Annotated in this window: 39 protein-coding genes; 6 read left to right on the forward strand and 33 right to left on the reverse strand. The window is 41.0% G+C overall.

What is annotated here, in order from left to right; all coding sequences use genetic code 11:
- The first annotated feature begins 60 nt into the window (after window positions 1-60).
- On the forward strand, window positions 61-966 hold the full coding sequence (gene oxyR / locus CXF74_RS00760) for a DNA-binding transcriptional regulator OxyR (protein WP_101080494.1): 906 nt from the start codon (window positions 61-63) through the stop codon (window positions 964-966).
- Between the two features lie 293 nt (window positions 967-1,259).
- On the opposite strand, the gene rplQ is transcribed toward oxyR, so the two are convergent.
- From rplQ to rpsJ, 28 genes are all read right to left on the reverse strand, one after another.
- A complete protein-coding gene (gene rplQ / locus CXF74_RS00765; RefSeq protein ID WP_101080495.1) occupies window positions 1,260-1,640 on the reverse strand; it encodes a 50S ribosomal protein L17 in 381 nt (126 codons plus the stop codon).
- A 39-nt stretch (window positions 1,641-1,679) separates the two neighbouring features.
- On the reverse strand, window positions 1,680-2,666 hold the full coding sequence (locus CXF74_RS00770; RefSeq protein WP_101080496.1) for a DNA-directed RNA polymerase subunit alpha: 987 nt from the start codon (window positions 2,664-2,666) through the stop codon (window positions 1,680-1,682).
- A gap of 25 nt (window positions 2,667-2,691) precedes the next feature.
- On the reverse strand, window positions 2,692-3,312 hold the full coding sequence (gene rpsD, locus CXF74_RS00775; protein WP_101080497.1) for a 30S ribosomal protein S4: 621 nt from the start codon (window positions 3,310-3,312) through the stop codon (window positions 2,692-2,694).
- A gap of 33 nt (window positions 3,313-3,345) precedes the next feature.
- The gene (gene rpsK / locus CXF74_RS00780; protein ID WP_019613697.1) at window positions 3,346-3,735 is read right to left on the reverse strand and encodes a 30S ribosomal protein S11; all 390 of its coding nucleotides are present in this window, start codon (window positions 3,733-3,735) and stop codon (window positions 3,346-3,348) included.
- A gap of 12 nt (window positions 3,736-3,747) precedes the next feature.
- On the reverse strand, window positions 3,748-4,104 hold the full coding sequence (rpsM, locus tag CXF74_RS00785; RefSeq protein WP_101080498.1) for a 30S ribosomal protein S13: 357 nt from the start codon (window positions 4,102-4,104) through the stop codon (window positions 3,748-3,750).
- 127 nt (window positions 4,105-4,231) lie between these two features.
- Entirely contained in the window at window positions 4,232-4,345 is a 114-nt protein-coding gene (gene rpmJ, locus CXF74_RS00790; RefSeq protein ID WP_011770886.1) for a 50S ribosomal protein L36, read from the reverse strand.
- Window positions 4,346-4,384: 39 nt separating this feature from the next.
- Window positions 4,385-5,713: a preprotein translocase subunit SecY gene (gene secY, locus CXF74_RS00795; protein WP_101080499.1), complete on the reverse strand. Its 1,329-nt coding sequence runs from the start codon at window positions 5,711-5,713 to the stop codon at window positions 4,385-4,387.
- Window positions 5,714-5,719: 6 nt separating this feature from the next.
- Window positions 5,720-6,154, reverse strand: coding sequence for a 50S ribosomal protein L15 (rplO, locus tag CXF74_RS00800; RefSeq protein ID WP_101080500.1), 435 nt, complete (start codon window positions 6,152-6,154; stop codon window positions 5,720-5,722).
- A 2-nt stretch (window positions 6,155-6,156) separates the two neighbouring features.
- A complete protein-coding gene (rpmD, locus tag CXF74_RS00805; RefSeq protein ID WP_101080501.1) occupies window positions 6,157-6,339 on the reverse strand; it encodes a 50S ribosomal protein L30 in 183 nt (60 codons plus the stop codon).
- 6 nt (window positions 6,340-6,345) lie between these two features.
- A complete protein-coding gene (gene rpsE / locus CXF74_RS00810; protein WP_101080502.1) occupies window positions 6,346-6,846 on the reverse strand; it encodes a 30S ribosomal protein S5 in 501 nt (166 codons plus the stop codon).
- An 11-nt stretch (window positions 6,847-6,857) separates the two neighbouring features.
- On the reverse strand, window positions 6,858-7,208 hold the full coding sequence (rplR, locus tag CXF74_RS00815; protein ID WP_101080503.1) for a 50S ribosomal protein L18: 351 nt from the start codon (window positions 7,206-7,208) through the stop codon (window positions 6,858-6,860).
- A gap of 9 nt (window positions 7,209-7,217) precedes the next feature.
- Complete coding sequence (rplF, locus tag CXF74_RS00820) at window positions 7,218-7,751, reverse strand: 50S ribosomal protein L6 (protein ID WP_101080504.1); 534 nt, start codon at window positions 7,749-7,751, stop codon at window positions 7,218-7,220.
- Window positions 7,752-7,761: 10 nt separating this feature from the next.
- Window positions 7,762-8,154 carry a 30S ribosomal protein S8 gene (rpsH, locus tag CXF74_RS00825; RefSeq protein ID WP_101080505.1) on the reverse strand — a complete coding sequence of 131 codons (393 nt, stop codon included), beginning with the start codon at window positions 8,152-8,154 and terminating at the stop codon, window positions 7,762-7,764.
- Window positions 8,155-8,179: 25 nt separating this feature from the next.
- Window positions 8,180-8,485, reverse strand: coding sequence for a 30S ribosomal protein S14 (rpsN, locus tag CXF74_RS00830; RefSeq protein ID WP_101080506.1), 306 nt, complete (start codon window positions 8,483-8,485; stop codon window positions 8,180-8,182).
- A gap of 10 nt (window positions 8,486-8,495) precedes the next feature.
- Window positions 8,496-9,035, reverse strand: a complete 540-nt coding sequence (gene rplE, locus CXF74_RS00835) for a 50S ribosomal protein L5 (protein ID WP_101080507.1) — start codon at window positions 9,033-9,035, stop codon at window positions 8,496-8,498.
- A 12-nt stretch (window positions 9,036-9,047) separates the two neighbouring features.
- Entirely contained in the window at window positions 9,048-9,362 is a 315-nt protein-coding gene (rplX, locus tag CXF74_RS00840; RefSeq protein WP_101080508.1) for a 50S ribosomal protein L24, read from the reverse strand.
- Between the two features lie 9 nt (window positions 9,363-9,371).
- Window positions 9,372-9,740, reverse strand: coding sequence for a 50S ribosomal protein L14 (gene rplN, locus CXF74_RS00845; RefSeq protein ID WP_101080509.1), 369 nt, complete (start codon window positions 9,738-9,740; stop codon window positions 9,372-9,374).
- A gap of 172 nt (window positions 9,741-9,912) precedes the next feature.
- The gene (rpsQ, locus tag CXF74_RS00850; protein WP_101080510.1) at window positions 9,913-10,164 is read right to left on the reverse strand and encodes a 30S ribosomal protein S17; all 252 of its coding nucleotides are present in this window, start codon (window positions 10,162-10,164) and stop codon (window positions 9,913-9,915) included.
- On the reverse strand, window positions 10,164-10,355 hold the full coding sequence (gene rpmC, locus CXF74_RS00855) for a 50S ribosomal protein L29 (RefSeq protein ID WP_101080511.1): 192 nt from the start codon (window positions 10,353-10,355) through the stop codon (window positions 10,164-10,166). Before rpmC ends, rpsQ begins: the two co-directional genes overlap by 1 nt.
- Window positions 10,355-10,765, reverse strand: a complete 411-nt coding sequence (gene rplP / locus CXF74_RS00860; protein ID WP_101080512.1) for a 50S ribosomal protein L16 — start codon at window positions 10,763-10,765, stop codon at window positions 10,355-10,357. The genes rpmC and rplP overlap by 1 nt, the downstream gene beginning before the upstream one ends.
- Window positions 10,766-10,777: 12 nt before the next feature.
- Window positions 10,778-11,464, reverse strand: a complete 687-nt coding sequence (gene rpsC / locus CXF74_RS00865) for a 30S ribosomal protein S3 (RefSeq protein ID WP_101080513.1) — start codon at window positions 11,462-11,464, stop codon at window positions 10,778-10,780.
- 3 nt (window positions 11,465-11,467) lie between these two features.
- Window positions 11,468-11,803: a 50S ribosomal protein L22 gene (gene rplV, locus CXF74_RS00870; RefSeq protein ID WP_101080514.1), complete on the reverse strand. Its 336-nt coding sequence runs from the start codon at window positions 11,801-11,803 to the stop codon at window positions 11,468-11,470.
- 8 nt (window positions 11,804-11,811) lie between these two features.
- Window positions 11,812-12,087: a 30S ribosomal protein S19 gene (gene rpsS, locus CXF74_RS00875; protein ID WP_101080515.1), complete on the reverse strand. Its 276-nt coding sequence runs from the start codon at window positions 12,085-12,087 to the stop codon at window positions 11,812-11,814.
- 14 nt (window positions 12,088-12,101) lie between these two features.
- A complete protein-coding gene (rplB, locus tag CXF74_RS00880; protein WP_101080516.1) occupies window positions 12,102-12,929 on the reverse strand; it encodes a 50S ribosomal protein L2 in 828 nt (275 codons plus the stop codon).
- Window positions 12,930-12,940: 11 nt separating this feature from the next.
- The gene (gene rplW / locus CXF74_RS00885) at window positions 12,941-13,240 is read right to left on the reverse strand and encodes a 50S ribosomal protein L23 (protein WP_101080517.1); all 300 of its coding nucleotides are present in this window, start codon (window positions 13,238-13,240) and stop codon (window positions 12,941-12,943) included.
- Complete coding sequence (gene rplD, locus CXF74_RS00890; RefSeq protein ID WP_101080518.1) at window positions 13,237-13,842, reverse strand: 50S ribosomal protein L4; 606 nt, start codon at window positions 13,840-13,842, stop codon at window positions 13,237-13,239. Before rplD ends, rplW begins: the two co-directional genes overlap by 4 nt.
- A gap of 14 nt (window positions 13,843-13,856) precedes the next feature.
- Window positions 13,857-14,495, reverse strand: coding sequence for a 50S ribosomal protein L3 (gene rplC / locus CXF74_RS00895; RefSeq protein WP_101080519.1), 639 nt, complete (start codon window positions 14,493-14,495; stop codon window positions 13,857-13,859).
- Window positions 14,496-14,510: 15 nt separating this feature from the next.
- Complete coding sequence (gene rpsJ / locus CXF74_RS00900; protein ID WP_011771756.1) at window positions 14,511-14,822, reverse strand: 30S ribosomal protein S10; 312 nt, start codon at window positions 14,820-14,822, stop codon at window positions 14,511-14,513.
- A 386-nt stretch (window positions 14,823-15,208) separates the two neighbouring features.
- Here rpsJ and CXF74_RS00905 point away from each other — a divergent pair, with 386 nt between their 5' ends.
- From CXF74_RS00905 to CXF74_RS21875, 4 genes are all read left to right on the forward strand, one after another.
- Window positions 15,209-17,080, forward strand: a complete 1,872-nt coding sequence (locus CXF74_RS00905) for a tRNA(Met) cytidine acetyltransferase TmcA (RefSeq protein ID WP_232772399.1) — start codon at window positions 15,209-15,211, stop codon at window positions 17,078-17,080.
- A gap of 1 nt (window position 17,081) precedes the next feature.
- On the forward strand, window positions 17,082-17,774 hold the full coding sequence (gene rsuA / locus CXF74_RS00910; protein WP_101080520.1) for a 16S rRNA pseudouridine(516) synthase RsuA: 693 nt from the start codon (window positions 17,082-17,084) through the stop codon (window positions 17,772-17,774).
- On the forward strand, window positions 17,767-18,072 hold the full coding sequence (locus CXF74_RS00915) for an MGMT family protein (protein ID WP_101080521.1): 306 nt from the start codon (window positions 17,767-17,769) through the stop codon (window positions 18,070-18,072). The genes rsuA and CXF74_RS00915 overlap by 8 nt, the downstream gene beginning before the upstream one ends.
- A gap of 105 nt (window positions 18,073-18,177) precedes the next feature.
- Window positions 18,178-18,327, forward strand: coding sequence for a hypothetical protein (locus tag CXF74_RS21875; protein ID WP_157822303.1), 150 nt, complete (start codon window positions 18,178-18,180; stop codon window positions 18,325-18,327).
- On the opposite strand, the gene CXF74_RS00920 is transcribed toward CXF74_RS21875, so the two are convergent.
- Genes CXF74_RS00920 through CXF74_RS00930 form a run of 3 tightly spaced genes read right to left on the reverse strand, consistent with a single transcriptional unit; the run spans window position 18,324 to window position 21,161 of the window.
- On the reverse strand, window positions 18,324-18,680 hold the full coding sequence (locus CXF74_RS00920) for a peroxiredoxin family protein (RefSeq protein WP_101080522.1): 357 nt from the start codon (window positions 18,678-18,680) through the stop codon (window positions 18,324-18,326). The genes CXF74_RS21875 and CXF74_RS00920 overlap by 4 nt on opposite strands.
- On the reverse strand, window positions 18,673-20,862 hold the full coding sequence (locus tag CXF74_RS00925; RefSeq protein ID WP_101080523.1) for an alpha/beta fold hydrolase: 2,190 nt from the start codon (window positions 20,860-20,862) through the stop codon (window positions 18,673-18,675). Before CXF74_RS00925 ends, CXF74_RS00920 begins: the two co-directional genes overlap by 8 nt.
- Before the next feature lie 59 nt (window positions 20,863-20,921).
- On the reverse strand, window positions 20,922-21,161 hold the full coding sequence (locus CXF74_RS00930; protein ID WP_101080524.1) for a hypothetical protein: 240 nt from the start codon (window positions 21,159-21,161) through the stop codon (window positions 20,922-20,924).
- Window positions 21,162-21,251: 90 nt separating this feature from the next.
- Here CXF74_RS00930 and CXF74_RS00935 point away from each other — a divergent pair, with 90 nt between their 5' ends.
- Window positions 21,252-22,442, forward strand: a complete 1,191-nt coding sequence (locus tag CXF74_RS00935) for a class I SAM-dependent methyltransferase (protein WP_101080525.1) — start codon at window positions 21,252-21,254, stop codon at window positions 22,440-22,442.
- A gap of 38 nt (window positions 22,443-22,480) precedes the next feature.
- Here CXF74_RS00935 and CXF74_RS00940 read toward each other — a convergent pair whose 3' ends face one another.
- Window positions 22,481-22,828, reverse strand: a complete 348-nt coding sequence (locus CXF74_RS00940) for a DUF1971 domain-containing protein (RefSeq protein WP_101080526.1) — start codon at window positions 22,826-22,828, stop codon at window positions 22,481-22,483.
- A 29-nt stretch (window positions 22,829-22,857) separates the two neighbouring features.
- The gene (locus CXF74_RS00945; protein ID WP_101080527.1) at window positions 22,858-23,502 is read right to left on the reverse strand and encodes a DsbA family oxidoreductase; all 645 of its coding nucleotides are present in this window, start codon (window positions 23,500-23,502) and stop codon (window positions 22,858-22,860) included.
- Window positions 23,503-23,555: the final 53 nt, after the last annotated feature.

Consider the following 23,555-nt stretch of genomic DNA (forward strand, 5'->3'; position numbering starts at 1 on the left):
GTTGTTACAAGCCATACAAAGCAAGAGCTATGCCAAAGTAATGAATATGGGAAATATAATATGAATTTCAGAGATTTAGAGTATTTAATTGCGCTTGAAGAATTAAAGCATTTCCGTAAAGCAGCAGAAAAGTGCTTTGTGAGTCAGCCAACATTAAGTGGCCAAATCCGAAAACTTGAAGATGAACTCAACGTACAACTTATGGAGCGTTCATCACGTAAAGTGATATTTACACAGGCAGGCTTAGATATCGTCAGTAAAGCCAAAACTATTTTAATGGAAGCAAAAGCACTCAAAGAAATAGCGAAAAGCCATAATGAACCGATGCAAGGTACTCTACATATTGGTTTGATTCCAACGGTAGCCCCTTATCTTCTGCCGTTAATTATCCCAACAATGAAGAAGAATTTTCCTGACTTAGAGTTATATTTACATGAGAATCAAACAGATGTGCTGATCAAACAGCTTGAAGAAGGTGAATTAGATTGTTTGCTACTCGCCGTATTACCTGGCATGGAATCACTACAGCAATACTCCCTCTATAATGAACCCTTAGAGTTAGCACTATCAGAAAATCACCAATGGGCAAGTAAAAACGAAGTTGGCATAGAGGAGCTTTCAGGTGAGCATCTATTAATGCTTGAAGATGGTCATTGCTTACGCGATCAGGCCATGGGTTTCTGCTTTGCTGCCGGTGCAATTGAAGATAATAGCTTTAAAGCAACCAGCTTAGAAACTCTACGTCATATGATCAGTGCAGATAATGGTTTGACTCTATTACCACAATTAGCGATTCCAACCAGCAGAAATCAAGCGGGTATTAAATACATCCCATTTAAGCAACCCACTCCCAATAGAACAATCGGGCTAGTTTGCCGTAAGAATAGTGTCCGTAAAGTGTGTTTTGAAGAGCTCTCAAAGCTTATCAGCCACACAGTTGAATTAAAGTTAAAACAATACGATTAGTAGTTAGAAAATAATATTAGTGGTTAGTGGTTAGTGGTTTCACTAATTACTAATGACTAGCAACTGATAAGTATTTATAAAAATCTTCTTTTGAACTCACTGATAGCTGACAGCTAATGACTAACAGCTGAATTCCAGATACAAAAAAGCCGAACAAAAGTTCGGCTTTTTTAATGTAACTTAGGAATCGTTACAAAATAACTTGCGCTAAATTGTTTTCAAAAAACCTAAAATGACGAGTTATTTTGAAAACAAAAACGCAAGTAACTTTGAAGCCGATCCTTAAAAGAGGCTTACGCTTCTTCGTCAGCTACTACTGGACGGTCAACCAACTCGATGTAAGCCATAGGAGCTTTATCACCAGTACGGAGACCACATTTAATGATGCGTGTGTAACCACCAGGGCGACCCTCGTAACGAGGACCCAATTCATTAAATAGTTTAGCTACAACAGCGTTATCACGCGTTCTAGCAAAAGCTAAACGACGGTTAGCAACGCTATCCGTTTTAGCTAGTGTAATTAAAGGTTCAACTACACGACGAAGTTCTTTTGCTTTAGGTAAAGTAGTCTTAATTACTTCATGTTCAACAATTGAAATTGCCATATTGCGAAACATAGCCTGACGATGGCTGCTGTTTCGGTTAAGTTGACGTCCACTGTGACGATGACGCATGACTTAATCCTTATTATTCGTTAGTCGATGATTGGTTTATTAATCTTCGATTAGGCTTGCTGGTGGCCAATTTTCTAGACGCATGCCTAGAGATAGTCCACGTGATGCAAGAACATCTTTGATCTCAGTTAATGACTTCTTACCTAAATTAGGTGTTTTTAGAAGCTCAACTTCGGTACGTTGTACCAGATCGCCGATATAGTGAATCGTTTCTGCTTTCAAACAGTTAGCAGAACGAACAGTTAATTCTAAATCATCTACTGGGCGCAAAAGAATAGGATCAAACTCAGGTTTATCATCTTCAACTACTGGCGTACTTGCTTCACGTAAATCAACAAATGCGTCTAATTGCTCAGCTAAAATTGTAGCTGCGCGACGAATTGCTTCTTCAGGATCAAGTGTACCATCCGTTTCCATATCGATAACAAGCTTGTCTAAATCGGTACGCTGTTCAACACGAGCTGATTCAACACTGTAAGCAATACGCTCAACAGGGCTAAAAGTCGCGTCTACTAATAGACGACCAATTGGACGCTCATCTTCTTCAGTATGAATACGTGATGAAGCTGGAACATAACCGCGACCTGATTCAATTTTAATACGCATGCTGATTTCAGCATTGCCCGTTAAATGACAGATCACATGTTCTGGGTTGACTATCTCTACATCACCATCATGGATGATGTCGCCTGCAGTAACAGGACCAGCGCCAGATTTAGTTAAACTAACTAGAACTTCGTTTTTACCTTCAAGCTTTACAGCTAGACCTTTCAGGTTAAGAAGAATCTCAAGGATATCTTCTTGTACGCCTTCCTTGGTGCTGTACTCATGTTGTACACCATCAATTTCAACTTCAGTTACCGCTGTGCCAGGCATAGACGATAATAAGATACGACGAAGCGCGTTACCTAGAGTGTGGCCGAAACCACGCTCAAGTGGCTCTAAAGTCACTTTTGCTCTAGTTGCGTTGACTTGTTCGATATCAACTAATCTTGGTTTTAGAAAATCAATTACAGAACCCTGCATTTGTGTCCTCTCTTAGCAGTTAACTTTACTTAGAGTAAAGTTCGATGATTAACTGTTCGTTAATCTCAGCAGATAAATCTGAACGTTCAGGTTGACGAGTAAATGCGCCTTCCATCTTCGTTGTATCAACAGCAACCCAGCTTAGGGCTTCACGTTGACCAGCAATCTCTAGTGCAGCGCCGATACGTGCTTGCTTTTTAGCTTTTTCACGAATAGCGATCACATCACCAGCTTTCACATTGAAAGATGGAATGTTTACAACTGTACCGTTAACCATTAGCGCTTTGTGGCTAACTAATTGACGTGATTCAGCGCGAGTAGCACCAAAACCCATACGGTAAACAACATTGTCTAAACGGCCTTCAAGAAGTTGAAGTAAGTTTTCGCCAGTGTTGCCCTGTAAACGAGCTGCTTCTTTGTAGTAGTTACGGAATTGCTTTTCAAGTACACCGTACATACGACGAACTTTTTGCTTTTCACGTAGTTGTAAACCGTAGTCAGATAGACGTGGTTTACGTGCACCATGCACACCAGGTGCATTGTCAATCTTACACTTAGATTCGATCGCACGAACACCAGATTTAAGGAATAAATCTGTGCCTTCACGACGGCTAAGCTTAAGCTTAGGACCTAAATATCTTGCCATTGTTCTTTCTCCAATTACCTTAGAAAGTTGCGATTAAACGCGACGTTTCTTTGGTGGACGACAACCATTATGTGGGATTGGTGTAACGTCAGTAATATTAGTTACACGGAAACCCGCCGCGTTTAGTGCGCGAATCGAAGATTCACGACCAGGTCCAGGTCCATTTACAAAAACTTCTACGTTTTTAAGACCGTACTCTTTAGCTGCTTCAGCAGCACGTTCAGCAGCAACCTGTGCAGCGAACGGAGTAGATTTACGTGAACCACGGAAACCAGAACCACCGGCAGTTGCCCAAGAAAGAGCATTACCTTGACGGTCTGTAATAGTGACGATTGTGTTGTTGAAAGAAGCATGGATATGAGCCATACCATCAGCAACTTGCTTTTTAACGCGCTTGCGAGCACGAGTTGGAGTCTTAGCCATTATCTCTTACCCTTATTTCTTGATTGCTTTGCGCGGACCTTTACGAGTACGAGCATTCGTTTTAGAACGCTGTCCACGTACAGGCAAGCTGCGACGATGACGAAGTCCACGGTAACAGCCAAGGTCCATAAGACGCTTGATGTTCATAGATACTTCACGACGTAAATCACCTTCAACGGTGAAATTTGCTACTTCAGTACGAATAGCTTCGATTTGTGATTCTTCCAGATCTTTAAGCTTCGTTGATTCAGCAAAACCAGTCGCTGCACAGATTTTTTGTGAGCTAGTTTTACCAATACCAAAAATTGCAGTTAATGCAATCACGATATGCTTATGATCAGGAACGTTAATGCCAGCGATACGGGCCACTATGCACTCCTTAAAAGTTAACGATTCATTTGTGAAAAGCCCGGTAGGATACTCTACAAATGATGATTTATCAAACAAAAAATAGCTTAGGCAGTAAACTACCTAAGCAATAGATCCAAAATCTGGATTAGCCTTGGCGTTGTTTATGCTTTGGCTCTACACAGATAACACGCACCACACCGTGGCGCTTGATAACTTTGCAGTTACGACAGATTTTTTTAACGGATGCACGAACTTTCATTGCAACACTCCGTAGTTAGTATAACTTTTCCAGATTAGGCTATTTGCCGTAATCCTTTAAGTTAGCTTTTTTCAAGACAGAGTCATATTGATTAGACATCAAATGAGTCTGTACCTGTGCCATAAAGTCCATGATAACAACAACGATAATTAATAGCGAAGTACCACCGAAGTAGAACTGCGTATTCATTGCAACCATCATAAACTCGGGAATCAAACAGATAAAGGTAATATATAACGCGCCAGCTAAAGTTAGGCGAGTCATTACTTTATCAATGTAACGAGACGTTTGTTCTCCGGGACGTATACCTGGAATAAAGGCACCGCTTTTCTTCAAATTATCAGCAGTCTCACGTGGATTAAACGTAAGTGCTGTATAAAAGAAGCAAAAGAAGATAATAGCAGCTGCATATAACATCATATGTAGCGGTTGCCCTGGCTGTAGAGCCAAAGAAACGTCAGATAACCAACCTAAACCTTCAGTCTGACCGAACCAAGCAGCGATTGTACCAGGAAATAAGATAACACTTGAGGCAAAAATTGCAGGAATTACACCAGCCATATTTAATTTCAATGGAAGATGTGTACTTTGCGCAGCAAAAACCTTACGGCCCTGTTGACGTTTTGCGTAGTTAACAACGATACGTCGTTGACCACGTTCAACAAATACTACAAAAGCAGTAGTTGCGAAAACGATAACAGTTAATGCTAATAACACTAGAAGATGAATTTCACCTTGACGTGCTTGCTCAGCTGTTTGCCCAATTGCACTTGGCAATCCAGCAATAATACCTACAAAGATAATGATAGAAATACCATTACCGATACCGCGTTCAGTAATTTGCTCACCTAGCCACATAAGGAACATTGTTCCTGTAACTAAGCTCACAACTGCCGTGATATAAAATGCCATGCCTGGATTTTCAACCAGACCTGGCATCATCGTTGGCAAACCGGTTGCAATACCAATTGCTTGGAATGTACCTAAGATCAAAGTACCGTAACGTGTATATTGATTTATTTTACGACGACCTGACTCACCTTCTTTCTTTAGCTCAGCTAAAGGTGGGTGAACAACAGTCATCAACTGGATAATAATAGAGGCCGAAATATACGGCATAATACCCAGTGCAAATATAGATGCACGTTCAAGCGCACCACCAGAGAACATGTTAAACATTTCTATGATGGTACCCTTCTGCTGGTTAAAAAGATCAGCTAGGACAGCGGCGTCAATACCAGGAATCGGAACAAAAGAGCCCATACGGAACACTAATATCGCACCTAAAACAAACAGAAGTCGTGTTTTAAGTTCGCTTAAATTACTGCCCTGAACTGCTTTAGGGTCTAACCCTGGTTTCTTAGCCATTGCCTATTATTCCTCGATTTTTCCGCCCGCAGCTTCAATTGCAGCTCGAGCACCCTTCGTTACACGAAGACCCTTAACTGTAACTGAACGAGAGATCTCACCAGAAAGAACTACTTTTGCAAACTTAATAGTGTTTACAAGTAGACCTGCCTGCTTCAACGTTTCAATTGTTACAACTTCGCCATCTACTTTAGCAATTTCGTTCAAACGAACTTCACCGCTAACAAGAGACTTACGAGATGTAAAACCGAATTTTGGTAAACGTTGTTTTAGAGGCATTTGACCGCCTTCAAAACCTGGACGTACTTTACCGCCTGAACGAGATTTCAAACCTTTATGGCCGCGACCACAAGTTTTGCCATTTCCAGAGCCGATACCACGACCTACACGTTTAGCAGCGTGCTTAGCGCCTGCTGCTGGAGATAGAGTATTTAATTTCATAATTACCCCTCAACCTTAACCATATAAAATACTTTATTAACCATACCACGTACACATGGAGTATCTTCCAACTCTACTGTGTGACCGATGCGACGCAGGCCTAAACCTGTAATCGTTGCACGGTGCTTTGGTAAACGGCCAATTGCACTTTTGGTTTGAGTTACTTTAATTGTTTTAGTAGCCATGCTTAATTATCCCAGTAATTCATTAACACTTAGGCCACGCTTAGCTGCAATCTGCTCTGGAGAGTTCATGTTCTCTAGTGCATCAAGCGTAGCGCGAACTACGTTAATTGGGTTAGTTGAGCCGTAAGCTTTAGCAAGTACATTCTGTACGCCAACAACTTCTAATACGGCACGCATTGCACCACCTGCGATGATACCAGTACCTTCAGATGCTGGTTGCATGTACACCTTAGATCCAGAGTGACGACCCTTGATCGGATGTTGCAGAGTGTTACCTTTAAGTTGGATTTCGCTGATATTGCGACGTGCTTTTTCCATAGCTTTTTGAATAGCTGCTGGAACTTCACGCGCCTTACCGTAACCAAAACCAACACGGCCACTACCATCACCAACAACTGTTAGTGCTGTGAAGCTAAAGATACGACCACCTTTAACTACTTTTGAAACTCGGTTCACTGCGATTAGCTTTTCGTTCAGATCACCGGCTTGAGATTCTACTTTAGACATAATCTTTACCCTTAGAACTGAAGACCAGCTTCACGAGCTGCTTCAGCTAATGCTGCTACACGACCGTGGTACTGGAAACCGCTACGGTCGAAAGAAATTTTACTAATTCCTTTCTCTACCGCACGTTCTGCAACTAATTTTCCAATTAGTTGAGCTGCTTCTTTGTTGCCACCGTTGCTCACTTGAGCACGTACTTCTTTCTCTAGAGTAGAAGCACTTGCTACGACTAATGCGTCAGCTGTAATTACCTGCGCGTAAGTATGGCGAGGTGTACGGTTGATCACTAGACGAGTAGCACCAAGCTCTTGTAACTTCTTACGTGTGCGAGTTGCACGACGAAGACGAGATGATTTCTTATCCATGTTCTTACCTTACTTTTTCTTCGCTTCTTTACGACGCACGTTTTCATCAGCGTAACGAACACCCTTGCCTTTATAAGGCTCTGGTGGACGAAATGCACGAATCTCTGCAGCTACTTGGCCAACTTGTTGCTTGTCAGAACCTTCGATGATAATTTCTGTTTGGCTTGGCGCCGTAGCAGAAATACCTTCAGGTAATGAATAAACAACAGGATGAGAGAAACCTAAAGTTAGGTTTACATCTTGACCTTTAACCTGTGTACGGTAACCAACGCCTTGAAGAAGAAGAGTCTTCTTAAAGCCTTCAGTTACACCTACAACCATGTTGTTAAGGTTAGCACGAGCAGTACCTGCTTGCGCCCAACCGTCTTTAAAGCCTTCAGCAGGTGCAAATGTAATTACACCTTCTTCTAAGCTAACAACTACAGCATCATTAAGAGTGCGAACTAATTCGCCTTTGTTACCTTTAACAGTAACTTCTTGACCGTTTACTTTAACTTCTACGCCAGCAGGAATAGTAATCGGTGCCTTAGCTATACGAGACATAGACTACTCCTTATGATACGTAACAGATGATTTCACCACCGATAGACGCTTTACGCGCTGCACGGTCAGTCATTACACCTTGAGAAGTTGAAATAATCGCAATACCTAAACCAGCCATAACTTTTGGTAAGTCAGACGTACCTTTGTAGATACGTAGGCCAGGACGAGAAACTCGTTTAATGGTATCGATAACTTTTTTGCCTTCGAAGTACTTTAAAGTAACTTCTAATTCAGGCTTTGTGTCACCAGCAACAGAGAAATCTGAAACATAACCTTCTGCTTTAAGCACAGCTGCGATTGCAACTTTTTGCTTAGAAGAAGGCATCTTTACAGATACTTTGCTTGCTGCTTGACCGTTACGAATACGCGTAAGCATATCCGAAATAGGATCTTGCATGCTCATAACTATTTACTCCGTGATTAATTGATTACCAGCTGGCTTTTTTCAAGCCAGGGATTTCTCCGCGCATCATATGCTCACGAACCTTAATACGGCTCATGCCAAATTTACGAAGAAAACCATGTGGACGGCCTGTCACGCGACAACGGTTACGTTGACGTGCAGAGCTTGAATCACGAGGTAACGTTTGAAGCTGTAATACTGCATTCCAACGATCTTCATCGCTAGAGTCAATACCACTGATTGTTGCTTTTAAAGCAGCGCGTTTTTCAGCGAACTTTGCAACAAGCTTCGTGCGTTTTACTTCACGCGCTTTCATTGATTGTTTAGCCATTATTTACACCTTACTTACGGAATGGGAAGTTAAACGCAGTCAATAAAGCACGTCCTTCTTCGTCAGTCTTAGCTGATGTTGTGATTGTGATATCTAATCCACGAATCTTATCAACTTTATCGTAATCAATTTCAGGGAAAATGATTTGCTCACGAACACCCATAGAGTAGTTACCACGACCGTCAAATGCTTTAGCATTTAGGCCACGGAAATCACGTACACGTGGGATAGCGATTGTTACCAAACGCTCAAAAAATTCCCACATACGTGCGCCACGTAGTGTTACTTTACAACCAATAGGGTAGCCTTCACGAATTTTGAAGCCTGCCACAGAGCGGCGTGCTTTAGTGATCATTGGCTTTTGACCTGAGATTGCAGCCATATCTGACGCTGCGTGCTCTAGGACTTTTTTATCTGCCAGTGCTTCACCAACACCCATGTTTAGGGTGATTTTCTCTATTCGAGGGACTTGCATAACAGACGTGTAGCCGAATTGCTTTTGCAAATCAGACACCACGTTGTCTTTATAGAAATTATGCAGTTTCGCCATCGTAAACTCCAGTTACTTCACAAGTTCATTATTAGATTTGAAAAAACGTACTTTTTTGCCGTCTTCAAGTCTAAATCCAACACGATCCGCTTTACCCGTTTCCGAGTTAAGGATCGCAACATTTGATACTTCGATTGGTGCTTCCTGTACAATAATACCACCAGTTACGCCCGCTTGCGGGTTTGGCTTTTGGTGTTTCTTAACAGTGTTTACACCTTCAATAATTATTTTACCGTTCGCTAAAACTGTAGAAATTTTACCAGTTTTACCTTTATCTTTACCAGTAATAACAATTACTTCATCGTCACGCTTTAATTTTGCTGCCATTTCGATTCCTTACAGTACTTCTGGCGCCAGTGAAACAATCTTCATGAAATTATCATTACGAAGTTCACGAGTTACAGGGCCAAAGATACGTGTACCGATTGGCTGGTTGTTTGCATTCAACATAACCGCTGCATTGCGATCAAATCGAATTACAGAACCATCGGGACGACGTACACCTTTTCTGGTACGCACAACCACAGCTGAATGAACATCACCTTTCTTCACTTTACCGCGAGGAATAGCTTCTCTTACAGAAACTTTGATGATGTCACCGATTGCTGCATAACGGCGATGCGAGCCACCAAGGACCTTAATACACATTACGCGTCGAGCGCCGGAATTATCGGCTACGTCAAGCACACTTTGCATCTGGATCATTACAGTGCTCCGCTATTTTCAATTAACTAAACTCTCTCGAGTTGCTTACCCATATCTTTATGGGTGCGGTAATATACCACCAACTTTTAGAGAAAGATAGTCTAAAAAAACAGCACCCGTAAATGAGTGCCGTTTATAGATATGTAACTACGTTAAAATCTAATGAATTAGATTAAGCTTTAGTTACGATTGATGCCAATGTCCAAGATTTATTCTTAGATAAAGGACGACATTCGCTAATTAAAACAACATCGCCTTCGTTACATTGGTTTGTTTCATCATGTGCATGTAGCTTAGTAGTACGCTTCATGAATTTACCGTATAACGGATGCTTCACTTTACGTTCAATAGCTACAACGATAGATTTTTCCATCTTTGCACTGATAACTTTACCTTGAAGAGTACGAGTATTAGATTCGCTCATTACGCACCTGCCTTCTGATTTAGTACTGTCTTAACACGGGCTATGTCACGACGCACTTGTTTAACTGAGTGCGGCTTTTCTAACTGACCAGTGTTTAACTGCATACGTAAGTTAAATTGCTCACGTAATAAGTTTAAAAGTTCAGCATTAAGCTCTTCAACACTTTTATCTTTAAGTTCGGTAGCTTTCATTACATCACCTTACGAGTTACAAAAGTTGTTGCGATTGGAAGTTTAGACGCTGCTAAAGCAAAAGCTTCACGAGCTAAAGATTCAGGAACACCTTCCATTTCATAAAGAACTTTACCTGGCTGAGTTTGAGCAACGTAGTACTCAACATTACCTTTACCTTTACCTTGACGAACTTCTAACGGTTTGCCGGTAATCGGTTTATCAGGAAATACTCGGATCCAGATTTTACCTTGACGTTTCACATGGCGAGTCATTGCTCGACGTGCTGCTTCGATTTGGCGAGCAGTGATTCGGCCACGGCCGACTGCTTTAAGTCCAAATTCGCCAAAGCTTACTTCCGCGCCTTTCGAAAGACCACGGTTGCGGCCTTTGAACATTTTGCGGAATTTCATACGTTTTGGTTGCATCATTAGATATTACTCCTACTTGCGACCTTTGCGTTTTGGTTTAGAAGGTGTAGGTTCTACTGCTAGTGGTAAACCACCTAGAACTTCACCTTTAAAGATCCAAACTTTAACGCCGATGATACCGTAAACAGTTAACGCTTCAGATGTTGAGTAATCGATATCTGCACGAAGAGTATGTAGAGGTACACGACCTTCACGATACCATTCAGCACGTGCGATTTCTGCACCACCTAGACGTCCACTAACTTGAACTTTAATGCCTTTAGCGCCAAGACGCATAGCATTTTGTACCGCACGCTTCATAGCACGACGGAACATTACACGACGCTCTAACTGAGAAGAGATAGAATCTGCTACTAGTTTTGCGTCAAGTTCAGGTTTACGAATTTCTGAGATATTGATTTGAGCTGGAACACCTGCCATTTTAGCAATAGCTGTGCGTAGCTTCTCAACGTCTTCGCCTTTTTTACCAATTACAACACCAGGACGAGCTGTGTGAATAGTCACACGTACGCTTTTCGCTGGACGTTCAATGGTAATTTTAGACAAAGAAGCGTTTTTCAATTTCTCTGTTAAAAATTTACGGATTTCGTGATCACTGAATAAGTTATCTGCAAAATCTTTTGTGCCTGCATACCAAGTAGAGCTAAATGCTTTAGTGATACCTAGGCGAATACCGTTAGGATGAACTTTCTGTCCCATTGTTTAACCCCTGTCTGATACCACTACTGTGATATGGCAAGAACGCTTCATGATACGATCGGCACGGCCTTTCGCACGTGGCATGATGCGCTTCATTGTTGGACCTTCGTCAACACAAATTTTTGTGATAACTAGTTCATCAACGTCAGCGCCTTCATTATGCTCAGCGTTTGCAATTGCAGAATCTACAACTTTTTTAATCAAAACAGCTGCTTTCTTAGGGCTGTATGATAAAAGTTCTAGTGCTTTTTCAACTGGAAGACCACGTACTTGATCTGCTACCAAACGCGCTTTCTGAGCTGAAGAACGAGCGAATAAATGTTTAGCTAAAGCTTCCATAAATACTCCTATTTCTTCGCTTTCTTATCCGCGACATGGCCACGGTAAGTACGAGTTGGTGCAAATTCACCCAATTTTTGGCCGACCATTTCGTCGGTTACAAATACTGGTACGTGTTGACGCCCGTTATGGACAGCGATGGTTAGACCAATCATATCTGGAATGATCATTGAACGGCGAGACCAAGTCTTAATTGGTTTCTTCTCTCCGCTTTCCATCGCTTTCTCTACCTTCTTCAGCAAGTGTAGGTCAATGAATGGACCCTTCTTGAGAGAACGTGGCATGGCGATACCTCTGCTTATTTCTTATTACGACGACGAACAATGTACTGATCAGTACTCTTGTTCTTACGAGTTTTGTAGCCTTTCGTTGGGACACCCCAAGGAGAAACAGGGTGACGACCACCACTAGTTTTACCTTCACCACCACCATGTGGATGGTCAACTGGGTTCATTACAACACCACGAACGGTAGGACGAACACCACGCCAACGCGTAGCACCAGCTTTACCTAATTGGCGTAGCATATGTTCTGCATTACCAACTTCACCGATTGTTGCACGACACTCAGTAGAGATTTTGCGCATTTCACCACTACGTAAACGTAGAGTTACATATGCACCATCACGAGCTACGATTTGACTGTATGCACCAGCTGAACGTGCAATTTGTGCACCTTTAGCAGGTTTCATTTCAACAGCGTGTACAGTTGTACCTACTGGAATGTTACGCATTGGCAAAGTGTTACCCACTTTGATAGGCGAATCATCACCAGATTGGATCATATCACCAGCATGTAGCCCTTTAGGAGCTAGTATGTAGCGACGTTCACCATCAGCATAAAGTACTAGTGCGATGTTTGCACTACGGTTTGGATCATATTCCAAACGCTCAACTTTTGCTGGGATACCGTCTTTATTACGCTTAAAGTCAACTAAACGATAGTGTTGCTTGTGACCACCACCGATATGACGAACCGTAATACGACCGCCATTATTACGACCACCAGATTTAGATTTAGCCTCTAAAAGTGGAGCGTAAGGCTTACCTTTATGCAGTTCGTGATTAACCACTTTAACAACGTGGCGACGACCTGGCGAGGTAGGTTTACATTTTACAATAGCCATTATTAATTCCTCTACTCAGCGCCAGCGAAATCGATGTCTGCACCTTCAACCAGAGTAACGTATGCTTTTTTCCAGTCGCTACGGCGACCAATACGTTGACCTGTACGCTTGGTTTTACCCTTCACGTTTAATGTGCGAACACCAGTCACTTCAACTTCAAATAGTTTCTGAACTGCTGCTTTGACTTCTGCTTTAGTTGCTGTACCAGCAACTTTGAATACCATAGTGTTATGGTTTTCAGCAGATAAAGTACCCTTTTCAGAGATATGTGGTGCTAGGATCACTTGTAATAAGCGTGCTTCACTAATCATGCTAAGCTCTCCTCAATCTTCTTAACTGCCGCGGCAGTTACCACTACTTTATCAAAAGCGATAAGACTTACTGGATCAATACCTTGCACATCACGAACGTCTACTTTGTATAAGTTACGTGCTGCTAAGAATAGATTCTCATCTAATTCTTCAGTAATGATTAGAACGTCTTTCAGTTCCATTTCTTTTAACTTAGCTTTCAATTCCTGAGTTTTAGGAGCTGAAACGCTAAAGTTCTCTACAACGATTAGACGATCCTGACGAACAAGTTCAGACAGAATGCTTCTCACTGCGCCACGGTACATTTTTTTGTTTACTTTGTGGCTGTGGTCCTGAGGACGCGCAGCAAAAGTAACACCACCACCAACCCAAATAGGGCTACGGATTGTACCAGCACGAGCTCGGCCCGTACCTTTCTGACGCCATGGCTTTTTACCGCCACCGCTTACATCAGAACGGTTTTTTTGAGCACGAGTTCCTTGACGAGCACCAGCTGCATACGCAACGACTACCTGATGTACTAGGGCCTCGTTGAATTCGCGTCCAAAGGTAGCGTCAGAAACTTCAAGTGCACTTTGTGCATCTTTCAATACCAATTCCATTACTAATTCCTTGGTTATGCTTTAACAGCAGGTTTAATGAACACATCGCCGTTTTTCGCACCAGGTACTGCACCTTTAATGAGCAGTAAGTTGCGTTCAACGTCGATACGAACAACATCAAGATTCTGAGTCGTTACACGCTCATCACCCATGTGGCCAGACATTTTTTTGCCCTTGAAAACACGACCCGGAGTTTGACACATACCAATCGAACCATTTGAACGATGTGATAGTGAGTTACCGTGAGTTGCGTCTTGCATAGAGAAGTTCCAACGCTTAATACCGCCTTGGAAACCTTTACCTTTAGACTGACCTGTTACATCTACTTTCGTAATATCATTGAAAAGCTCTACACTTAGCTCAGCGCCAACTACGATATCAGTACCTTCGTTCTCATCGAGACGAAATTCCCATAGACCACGACCCGCTTCAACGCCTGCTTTCGCAAAGTGTCCAGCTTCTGGCTTAGTTACACGGCTAGCTTTTTTTGCGCCAGCTGTTACTTGAATAGCTTGGTAGCCATCAATATCAAGTGTTTTAACTTGAGTAACTCGGTTTGGTGTACATTCAAGAACTGTAACTGGGATAGAAACACCGTCTTCAGTGAAGACACGAGTCATACCAATTTTACGACCTACTAGACCGATTGTCATTGCAATAACTCCTTTCTAACCCAGACTGATTTGAACATCAACGCCAGCAGCTAAATCTAGCTTCATTAGTGCGTCAACAGTCTTTTCAGTTGGTTCTACGATATCAATCAAGCGCTTGTGAGTGCGAATCTCATACTGATCACGTGCATCTTTATTTACATGCGGTGATACTAGTATTGTGAAACGCTCTTTACGAGTTGGTAGTGGGATAGGACCACGTACCTGAGCACCTGTGCGCTTTGCAGTTTCAACGATTTCCGCCGTTGATTGATCGATCAATTTATGATCAAAAGCTTTAAGGCGAATACGGATTCTTTGGTTCTGCATGGACCAAAACTCCAATAGTTAAAAATACGACATACAAATAAACACCTGACAGACTATCCTAGATAGAATTCAAGTGTATATTCAAACTTATTGCTTCCCAATCGGAAGCTTTTTGATAACAAAACTCTAAATTAGAGTAAGGTTATGGGCCTGTTGCCCGCCTGCTACTTGAGCAAGTTGGTGCATAATACAGTATTCGTGTGACATGACAAGCTTTTATTGAAGTATTTGTTTAAAAAGCAAACAGAAAGATCTTCTGATAAACTCTCACCATCAAATAGACCAATAGGATCATCGTGTCACTTAATCAAAACAACTCTCAGCACAACACGCACCGCCAGCTTATACGCTTAATGGGCCCTCTCGCATGGTGCTATGAGCAATGCATGGAAATGATTAGTGCTAGCGCCCTACCCTACTTTTGGTTGGGAGACGCGCCAGCGACGATCACTTCGCACTTATATAAGCAGATATTAGGGCAAGAGATCTCCTTACTCGTTATTAATGCTCATAATGCCTTTGATGCCAACTTATTCGCAGCCAGTGAAGGCACATTACGCGGGGGTGGCACATTAGTTTTATTGTGTCCTACTGATATTGATAACAACGATAATTTTTATACCTATATAAGTAAGCAATTAGAATGCTTTCCTTTCATAACCATTATGCAGGGTGACAAACTGCCTGAGCTCAATAACAAAGCAATCAATCAACAACCCCAGTTGCATCTTGAACAACAAAATAACGCTATCAAGGCCATTATTAAAACCGTTACCGGACATCGTCGTCGCCCGCTAGTATTAACGGCAAATAGAGGACGCGGAAAATCTTCAGCGTTAGGTATTGCGGCCAAACAGTTAATCGAATTAGGCTACCAACAAATATTAATATGTGCGCCAAGCAAAGATGCGACTAATACACTTTTCAAACATGCAGGTGATTCAACTAAAATAAGCTTCATTGCTCCAGACCTGCTTTTAAAAAATAAGCCAGCCTGTGATTTGTTAATGATTGATGAAGCAGCCGCGATACCCGTGGCAACATTAGAAGCACTCAGTGAGCATTATTCTCGATTAGTCTTTGCTACAACCTTACATGGCTATGAAGGTTCCGGTCGTGGATTCGCTTTACGCTTTCAAAAGCGCCTCAAACAGATAGCGCCACAGATGCGTTCATTACATATTGATCAACCTATCCGTTGGGGAAAAGATGACCCACTTGAACAATTTACCTTGCAACACCTTTGTTTAACGGAAAGCCAAACACCCTCTCCTGTTTATGACAAAACACAAAAAGTACACTTTAGCGTTGTCACAGCAACACAGCTTTTGGCTGACCCAGGTTTATTAACAGAGATTTTTTCACTGTTAGTAACAGCGCACTATCAGACTAAACCTTCTGACTTAGAAAAGTTACTCAATGACAAACTGCTTTCTATTTTATTGTTAACTCAAAATAAACAAGTATTAGCAGTTGCTTTGGTTAACCATGAAGGTGATCTTGATGAAGGTTTAGCACAACAGGTCTATCAAGGAAGTCGTCGCCTTAAAGGGCATTTAGTTGCGCAGTCGCTCACCTTTCATTGTGCTCAACAAGATGCAGCAAAACACAAATACGCACGTATACAAAGAATTGCAACTCATCCAGCGTTACAGCAACAAGGATTAGGTAAGCTGTTTATGCTCAAAATGACTGATTGGGCAACAACACAACAATTTGACCATTTATGTGCATCATTTGGTGCAACCGCTGAATTATTAAGGTTTTGGCAGATGAACCACTTTTCCTCCTTACGTATTGGCAGTAGTAAAGATAAAAGCAGTGGTACACACTCGTTTATTGTTAATCGCCCTTTATCTATAAGAGGCAAACAATTACATCAAGCAGTGGTGCAACAGTTCCATTTACAGCTAGCGGTGCAAATTGCACGTCAACTGCAGCAGTTAGACTCTCAATTAATTGCCACACTGTTAAACGAGTTACCTAAAGGCAGTTATCAACACCCATTACTCGTGAGTTACTGTCAGGGAAATTTACCTTACGATTTTGTGGAATTTCATTTAATTGCAGTTATTATCAATAGTGACCTGTCTTTACTAGATAAAAAACAGCAAACACTTACAATACAAAAAACATTACAAAATAGAAGCTGGGCAGATATTTGTGAAAACAACAAATATACAGGTAAAAAACAAGCTCAACTCGAATTACGAAATAACATCACGCTATTAACAGCACCCTATAAAATAGAAGAGTAAAATGCGCCTAGATAAATATATATGTGAATCCACTACCCTAACTCGTAGCCAAGCTAAAAAAGTGATTAGCCAAGGGCGCGTTAAAAGCGACGATAAAATCGTGCGTAGTAGTGCTTATAAAACATCAGAAGGCGAAGAAATCCGTTTTGATGGTGATATCATTTCTGTGCGTGGGTTACGTTACATCATGCTCAACAAACCTCAGGACTTTATCTGCTCAAATGTAGATGAACAATTACCAAGCCTATTTAACCTTATCGAAGCAGACAAAAAAGAGCAGCTATTCATTGCTGGTCGATTAGATGCAGATACAACAGGATTAGCACTTATTACCGATGATGGCCAATGGTCACATAAAGTAACTAGCCCACGTAACAAATGTAAAAAACGTTACCGTGTAGGTCTTGATGCAGTCATTACTGACGAAGCGATTGCCCAGTTAAAAGAAGGGGTTCAACTTAACGCAGAACCACAACCTTGTTTACCTGCTGAAGTAGAAATTATTTCTGACACTGAAGTTGTATTGACGATCAGCGAAGGTAAATACCACCAAGTTAAACGTATGTTTGCGGCGGTAGGAAATTTAGTGATTGAACTTCACCGTGAACAAATTGGTGATATCGAACTAGATGCAAGCTTAGCACCAGGCGAATGGCGTTACCTGACTGCTGCGGAAGTAAAAAGCATTGGTTAGTCCCTTTAATCAGCAATGTTATGCATTACTGAAACTTATCCCCGAAGGTAATATTGTTACCTACGGGGATATTGCCCATGCGCTTGATACTAAAGCTTACCAAGCTGTGGGTAATGCAATGGCAAGTAACCCTAACCCAATTATTGTACCCTGCCACCGTGTTGTAAAAGCCAATGGTGATATTGGTAACTACGCATTAGGTGTTGATAAGAAAATTGAATTACTTAATAAAGAAGGGGTAAAAACAGCCCAAGGAAAAATAGTCAACTTCAAACAAGTGCGTTTTCAATTCCAGTAAAACTATTCCAATTCCCCTGTCATAAATACTCAATAGTTCGATCACACTACTGTCATGCACGGCCCCTAATATAACTATATAAGCTAATTATTAAGGGGAATATCTATGAAAAACACAATTCAATTAATCTCAATTGTAGTGGCATCATTAATACTTGGTATGGCCATCATATTCTCATCAGCACCACAGGCAGAGCCACTTTCCGAATGGCCCTATGACTATTGGTATATGCTTGGCTCATACCAAGCGAACTAGAGCTGTTGTAAAAACTTCTGAGCAAGTTCATCGAGCTGTGTAGCAGATATTATCTCAACATTTTCTGCATCAATGACTTTGCCGTTAATAATAAGTACGGTGCGTGGGAAACCATGCCCGCCTACTGACTCAGTGAAGCTTTGGTGCTCAGGTGAAAGGTAGACTTTTTTCTCTTTTTGCATCGATAATGTATAAACATTAATATTTTTATCAGATAGCTTTTCACTGAACGTCTCTAAATTAAGAGACTGATCAGTACAATCAGAGCACCAATCTGCCGTTAGGTTCACAACACAGGTTTCATTTTCGCTAAGGCTCTTTTGTAGTTGCTCAAGGTTTGTCTGTTTAATCATTATTGGCTCTCGTTAGTTTTGCTAAAAATCTGTCTATTAAGTAAAAAGTATCAACACTACCTTCATCTCTTACAATAACATGGTGTTGTAACGCTAAGTATTCAATAGATTTATCTTCAGAGCCAACTTTTTCTATTATCTCGACTGCGGAGTTGGCCTCAACCACCGGATCATCTTTCGCCTGAATCACTAATAACGGCACACTCACGAGTGCTAATTTTTCACGACACGCCTCTTGTAACTCAAGTAAACGTGCTAACCCCGCCACATAAATTTTATCGTAGTTAGTATCAGGATACTGCGCGTCATTTTCTACGTAAGGCAAACTACCCGTTTCCACCGAAAAACCTTTTAACAGCCGATTCCATTTTTCTAACATGGGGGATAACTTCGAGGTTTTTTGTTGTAATGTTAACGCAGGGTTAATCGCGACAATGCCAGCCAACTTTTCTAGCCCAGTACTTCCCTGTAATAAGGCTAATAAGGCCCCTGCTGAAAATCCCGCTAATATCACTTCAGGGTGATAATGAGAAAGTACCGCGTAACCGCGTTGCACCGATTCCGACCAAGATTGTAAACTCACGTTTTTTAACTCAGAAGCATGTGTGCCATGACCCGCTAAGCGTACAATATAAACCCCATAACCCTGTTTATTAAGATGTTCTGCTAATTGTAATAACTCACCCGGTGACGCCAGAAAACCATGTACCAAGACAATACCTGCCTTTTGAAGGTCTCCCTGCATGAATTGCGGTTTACCAACATCTCTACTTTTACTCTCTCCTTTTATATAAGAACGCATGCGTTCATGCTCATAAATAGAGGTATCACGTTCAATCACCGCTTCAGCTACTTGTAACGAAAGCTTCTTAGGCATTTTTTTAGCCAGCTTTTTAATGATTTTAACCGCCCACTTCATTACCTCAAACTCATTGGCTAATACACTGGTTGTATTATCGATGCGCATTCGATGGAAAGGTTTTGGTGCTTGGATATGTTCATGGTCAACAAGCAAGTGGCCCTCTTTTATCGTGACAACTTGCTCTTCAATAGCTAAATTCATAATGCTGGTATAAGCTGCATAATCACCATTTGCAACCAGGTTAATGATGCCATCACGAATACTACGATGCACACGTCTATGGTTCTGTTTCTTAATCAACAAACAAGCCAGATAGATAACCTGCTTAAAATTTTCCTCAGATATTCCCTGTGCTGGTACATAACGCAAAGTAGTCGCAACGATATGATCCATATTGATAGAAAGGCGCGAATAAACACGATGCATAAACTTGTGCGTTAAACGATGACGCATTAACTTCATCATCCAATCCATTTTCCTAGCTGCAGAAACAAAAGGAAACAGATAAGCAATAATACGTCGATAAGGTTTACTGAAACTACGTACATCAATCGGGTGACCAAAAGAGATAGAAATATCACTTTCTTGTAGTAATATTTTACCCTCGACTAATAACTCTTCCTCCAATTGCGGTTCCAGGTCTTTAACCCAAAGTTGCACGCCTGTTGATAAAAGGTTTTTTCCTGGTCGAAGCGGATAATAGGTAATGTTAACCGGCACAATGCAAAGGTCTAAGGGAGCTAGATCGCCAGGGCCTCGCAAATCATAGGTATCTTGATAATAATTAATAAGCTCTTCATTATTATCAGCAATCGCACGTTTATACTGCTCCTTCATCAAAAAAACTTTTAACGCTAATATCGATGCTCCAGTGTGTGGCGCGATAACCTTATTATCGAGCTGTAATTGCAACTGGCCATCATGCATTACCTTTTTGCTTTTCACCATTGAGCCTTCTGGAAAAATCACCCAATTATGTGAGCCTTTCATTAATTCAGAAATCATCTTTTCATCGCGTCCCGGCATATTCAGCGGGTGGGCTCCGACAGACTCCAAATACTGACCAAATTTCCCCTTAAATAAGCCACTGTCAGCTAAAGAGTGCGCCATTTGGCCATTATGTTTATAGAGGATGTGCAAGAGAAGCCCGGTTTCAAAACGGGTGAAGTGGTTAACAACAAATAGAGTGGGATTAGCGCGCAGTTTTTCCTGACCTTCAACGGAAACGGCTGAGCGACTTATTTTTTTGATGGCACTGACAATCAGTCCCGCAAAACGGAAAGATTTATTGGCTTTTACTAAGGTCTCCTCTTCTGACATAACGCCTCCTTATTAAGCCTTAAGTATAGGGAGGTTTAACGTATCTGCTGAGGCTTAAGTTAAAACTGATAACCCAAGCTCAGTGTTGCTGTTTTTTCTGTATCAACCGTACTTGAAATACTGAGACCAACAGGTGTCACATAAAGTAGACCAATTTGTCCCGCAAGACCGACATCCCTATTATTAGAACAATACGCTTCACTTTTTGATGAAAGTAATGCACTGGGTAAATTCTCTGGGGAGTCAGTAGACTCATCCTCAGGATCACCGACTAAGCAAGTTAATGACTTATCACTCATTTATAGAAAAATAAGATTAAGGATTTGCAAAACATTAACCTGTAGAATGCCCAACCCAATAAACACTTTAAATATAAAAAAGAGAAAGTTATGCCAATCATCGATAACGTCGAATTTGACCAGTTCTTACAAACCTTTGACAGCGCGTTTAATGATCAGCAATTGCAGCGACTGGTATTGTCAAAATACAAGGGAGAGGAAACAGAATTAAAGCGCATTACTGTCCGTCCTCTGCTATTAAAAGGCCAGCAATTACTTTCTTTTTTATATGAATATAAAACCAATCATATTACTAAAAACCTATCACTCAGCGAATCGCTCGAATTCTTTAAAGCACAAGTCGGCAATCATTTTTTTAACGCTCACCTATTAACAGATCAGTGGGAAGCGCAATTAAGTGTGAGTAAAAAAGCGAAGGTATTAATGAAGAAATACCCAAACAAAAATAAAACACTGCAAACAACAGAAACGACCTCTCATGATCGTGCTAAAAATCGTTTTGTAGAACAAGACCGCCCTTATTTACGAGAGTTAGGTGTCACCGACAATAAAGGCAGTATCATTCCTGCTATGTCGCGTAAGTGGAAACAGATTAATCGCTTCATTGAAGTATTATCTCGCGCTATTGATAACACCGGTTTAGCGAAACATGACAAAGTACATATTGCTGATTTTGGCTCAGGTAAAGCGTATTTAACCTTTGCGGTACATGATTATTTTGTCGATAAGCTACAAGTAAAAACTGAAGTAACAGGCGTAGAACTACGTCAAAATCTTGTTGATTTATGTAATAGCACGGCACAGAAACTGGCGCTGGAAGGCATTAAATTTGAACAGGGTGATGTGCAACATTTTAAAGCACAGGGCATCAACATTATGATCGCTTTACATGCCTGTGATATTGCCACTGATTATGCGATTCATATGGGTATTCGTACTGGCGCAGAAATTATCATGTGTTCGCCATGTTGCCACAAACAAATACGCCCTCAAATGAAGAGCCCAACAACGTTAGCACCACTATTACAGCATGGTATTCATATGGGTCAAGAAGCAGAAATGGTGACAGACGGGTTACGTGCTTTATTATTAGAAGCACATGGTTACGATACGCAGGTATTTGAATTTATTTCATTAGAACATACAAGTAAAAACAAAATGATACTCGCGCAAAAACGCAAACAGTCACGCGATAACAGCGCGATTATTGCGCAAATAAAATCAATTAAAGAGTTTTACGGCATTAAAGAACATTGCTTAGAAGAGCTACTGGCCAACTAAAAAAGTAGCTCTATTAAATTGAAACTAGTGGGACTCTGCTAGTTTCTTTCTGATAAATTCTGCTTCACAATTTCAGAGTCTTGTTGCGCATAAAATTCTACGTTAAATGCGGTATCATCGGTCATTAGTTCCACTTTATGCCAATACTCCGGTGGTGAAATAGCAAAATCACCGGCTTTAATAGTTACCTCTTGCTCTATTTCGCCACGGCGTGTTTTAAAACCCAAAAACTTCACCTCACCCACAGCAACACAGATTTTTCCATAAACCCCCGCTTTGGTATTATGTTCAAATAAAAACAACTTAGGGATGTTCTCTTTATCCATCAAAAACGTGGTTTTATAATTTACAAAATCAGCAGGTATCTCATTATTTTCGTTAGACATATTTACCTCATATTTAAAAATGAATAAAATTATTCAGCGAGTAATTCAGTTAATGCTTGTTTGTATGTTTCAACAGATTGCGCACCAGACATCGCGCTATTGCGATTAAACACAACCGTTGGAACCGCAGAAACACCTAATTCTTGCCAAAACATTTCCTGTTCTACCACTTCTTTACGATAAGTTTCACTGTCTAAACGCGCAGTCGCTTCAATAACATCTAAACCAACTTTAGAAGCTTCTTGTAATAAAGTATCACGCTTAGAAACATCTTTTTGTTCCGTAAAAGTGGCACTAAATAAACGTAATTTGAACGCTGTTTGTTTTCCAAGCTGAAAAGCATATTCCAGTAATATATGGGCGTCTCGTGTATTTACAATTTTCATCTCTTCAAAAAAATTAAAGACAAATCCAACCTGCAGGCCACGGTCGCTAAGACTGTTACGCGCTTGAATACTATCTTCTAATGTAGATCCATATTTTTCAGTAATATGCTCACGCAAATTCTGCCCTTCCGCTGGCATGCTAGGATTGAGCTCAAACGGCTGCCATTTAAGGTCAACTTTATGCGCAATGTTTAACTCATCAATCGCGAGCTGAAGGTTTTTATAGCCAATAACACACCATGGGCATACGACATCTGAAATAATATCTAATTGAATTTTTTTACTCATTTGGGCCTCTCTTATTACACTCTATAATCTTATACTGACACTATAAATATATA

This window comes from Psychromonas sp. Urea-02u-13 (genome assembly GCF_002835995.1).
In the GTDB taxonomy this organism is placed as follows: domain Bacteria; phylum Pseudomonadota; class Gammaproteobacteria; order Enterobacterales; family Psychromonadaceae; genus Psychromonas.

Bases quoted from the DNA above. Each gene is read 5' to 3' on its own strand.
- rsuA (WP_101080520.1), top strand. From the start codon at position 17,082: ATGCGCCTAGATAAATATATATGTGAATCCACTACCCTAACTCGTAGC.
- CXF74_RS00945 (WP_101080527.1), bottom strand. From the start codon at position 23,502: ATGAGTAAAAAAATTCAATTAGATATTATTTCAGATGTCGTATGCCCA.
- CXF74_RS00920 (WP_101080522.1), bottom strand. From the start codon at position 18,680: ATGATTAAACAGACAAACCTTGAGCAACTACAAAAGAGCCTTAGCGAA.
- CXF74_RS00925 (WP_101080523.1), bottom strand. From the start codon at position 20,862: ATGTCAGAAGAGGAGACCTTAGTAAAAGCCAATAAATCTTTCCGTTTT.
- rpsH (WP_101080505.1), bottom strand. From the start codon at position 8,154: ATGAGCATGCAAGATCCTATTTCGGATATGCTTACGCGTATTCGTAAC.
- CXF74_RS00930 (WP_101080524.1), bottom strand. From the start codon at position 21,161: ATGAGTGATAAGTCATTAACTTGCTTAGTCGGTGATCCTGAGGATGAG.
- CXF74_RS00770 (WP_101080496.1), bottom strand. From the start codon at position 2,666: ATGCAGGGTTCTGTAATTGATTTTCTAAAACCAAGATTAGTTGATATC.
- CXF74_RS21875 (WP_157822303.1), top strand. From the start codon at position 18,178: ATGAAAAACACAATTCAATTAATCTCAATTGTAGTGGCATCATTAATA.
- rplR (WP_101080503.1), bottom strand. From the start codon at position 7,208: ATGGATAAGAAATCATCTCGTCTTCGTCGTGCAACTCGCACACGTAAG.
- rplC (WP_101080519.1), bottom strand. From the start codon at position 14,495: ATGACAATCGGTCTAGTAGGTCGTAAAATTGGTATGACTCGTGTCTTC.
- rpsC (WP_101080513.1), bottom strand. From the start codon at position 11,464: ATGGGACAGAAAGTTCATCCTAACGGTATTCGCCTAGGTATCACTAAA.
- rplN (WP_101080509.1), bottom strand. From the start codon at position 9,740: ATGATCCAGATGCAAAGTGTGCTTGACGTAGCCGATAATTCCGGCGCT.
- rpmD (WP_101080501.1), bottom strand. From the start codon at position 6,339: ATGGCTACTAAAACAATTAAAGTAACTCAAACCAAAAGTGCAATTGGC.
- rpsJ (WP_011771756.1), bottom strand. From the start codon at position 14,822: ATGCAGAACCAAAGAATCCGTATTCGCCTTAAAGCTTTTGATCATAAA.
- rplQ (WP_101080495.1), bottom strand. From the start codon at position 1,640: ATGCGTCATCGTCACAGTGGACGTCAACTTAACCGAAACAGCAGCCAT.
- rplV (WP_101080514.1), bottom strand. From the start codon at position 11,803: ATGGAAGCTTTAGCTAAACATTTATTCGCTCGTTCTTCAGCTCAGAAA.
- rplO (WP_101080500.1), bottom strand. From the start codon at position 6,154: ATGAAATTAAATACTCTATCTCCAGCAGCAGGCGCTAAGCACGCTGCT.
- rpsE (WP_101080502.1), bottom strand. From the start codon at position 6,846: ATGTCTAAAGTAGAATCTCAAGCCGGTGATCTGAACGAAAAGCTAATC.
- rplB (WP_101080516.1), bottom strand. From the start codon at position 12,929: ATGGCTATTGTAAAATGTAAACCTACCTCGCCAGGTCGTCGCCACGTT.
- rplD (WP_101080518.1), bottom strand. From the start codon at position 13,842: ATGGAATTGGTATTGAAAGATGCACAAAGTGCACTTGAAGTTTCTGAC.
- rplX (WP_101080508.1), bottom strand. From the start codon at position 9,362: ATGGCAGCAAAATTAAAGCGTGACGATGAAGTAATTGTTATTACTGGT.
- rpsN (WP_101080506.1), bottom strand. From the start codon at position 8,485: ATGGCTAAACAATCAATGAAAGCGCGTGAAGTAAAACGCACGAAGCTT.
- rpsD (WP_101080497.1), bottom strand. From the start codon at position 3,312: ATGGCAAGATATTTAGGTCCTAAGCTTAAGCTTAGCCGTCGTGAAGGC.
- oxyR (WP_101080494.1), top strand. From the start codon at position 61: ATGAATTTCAGAGATTTAGAGTATTTAATTGCGCTTGAAGAATTAAAG.
- rplE (WP_101080507.1), bottom strand. From the start codon at position 9,035: ATGGCGAAACTGCATAATTTCTATAAAGACAACGTGGTGTCTGATTTG.
- CXF74_RS00935 (WP_101080525.1), top strand. From the start codon at position 21,252: ATGCCAATCATCGATAACGTCGAATTTGACCAGTTCTTACAAACCTTT.
- rplW (WP_101080517.1), bottom strand. From the start codon at position 13,240: ATGATTAGTGAAGCACGCTTATTACAAGTGATCCTAGCACCACATATC.
- CXF74_RS00940 (WP_101080526.1), bottom strand. From the start codon at position 22,828: ATGTCTAACGAAAATAATGAGATACCTGCTGATTTTGTAAATTATAAA.
- rplF (WP_101080504.1), bottom strand. From the start codon at position 7,751: ATGTCTCGTATAGCTAAGGCACCGATTACTATTCCTGCTGGCGTAGAA.
- rpsK (WP_019613697.1), bottom strand. From the start codon at position 3,735: ATGGCTAAGACTCCAACTCGTGCTCGCAAGCGCGTTAAAAAGCAAGTT.
- rplP (WP_101080512.1), bottom strand. From the start codon at position 10,765: ATGATGCAACCAAAACGTATGAAATTCCGCAAAATGTTCAAAGGCCGC.
- CXF74_RS00905 (WP_232772399.1), top strand. From the start codon at position 15,209: ATGGAAATGATTAGTGCTAGCGCCCTACCCTACTTTTGGTTGGGAGAC.
- rpsQ (WP_101080510.1), bottom strand. From the start codon at position 10,164: ATGAGCGAATCTAATACTCGTACTCTTCAAGGTAAAGTTATCAGTGCA.
- rpsS (WP_101080515.1), bottom strand. From the start codon at position 12,087: ATGCCACGTTCTCTCAAGAAGGGTCCATTCATTGACCTACACTTGCTG.
- rpmC (WP_101080511.1), bottom strand. From the start codon at position 10,355: ATGAAAGCTACCGAACTTAAAGATAAAAGTGTTGAAGAGCTTAATGCT.
- rpmJ (WP_011770886.1), bottom strand. From the start codon at position 4,345: ATGAAAGTTCGTGCATCCGTTAAAAAAATCTGTCGTAACTGCAAAGTT.
- secY (WP_101080499.1), bottom strand. From the start codon at position 5,713: ATGGCTAAGAAACCAGGGTTAGACCCTAAAGCAGTTCAGGGCAGTAAT.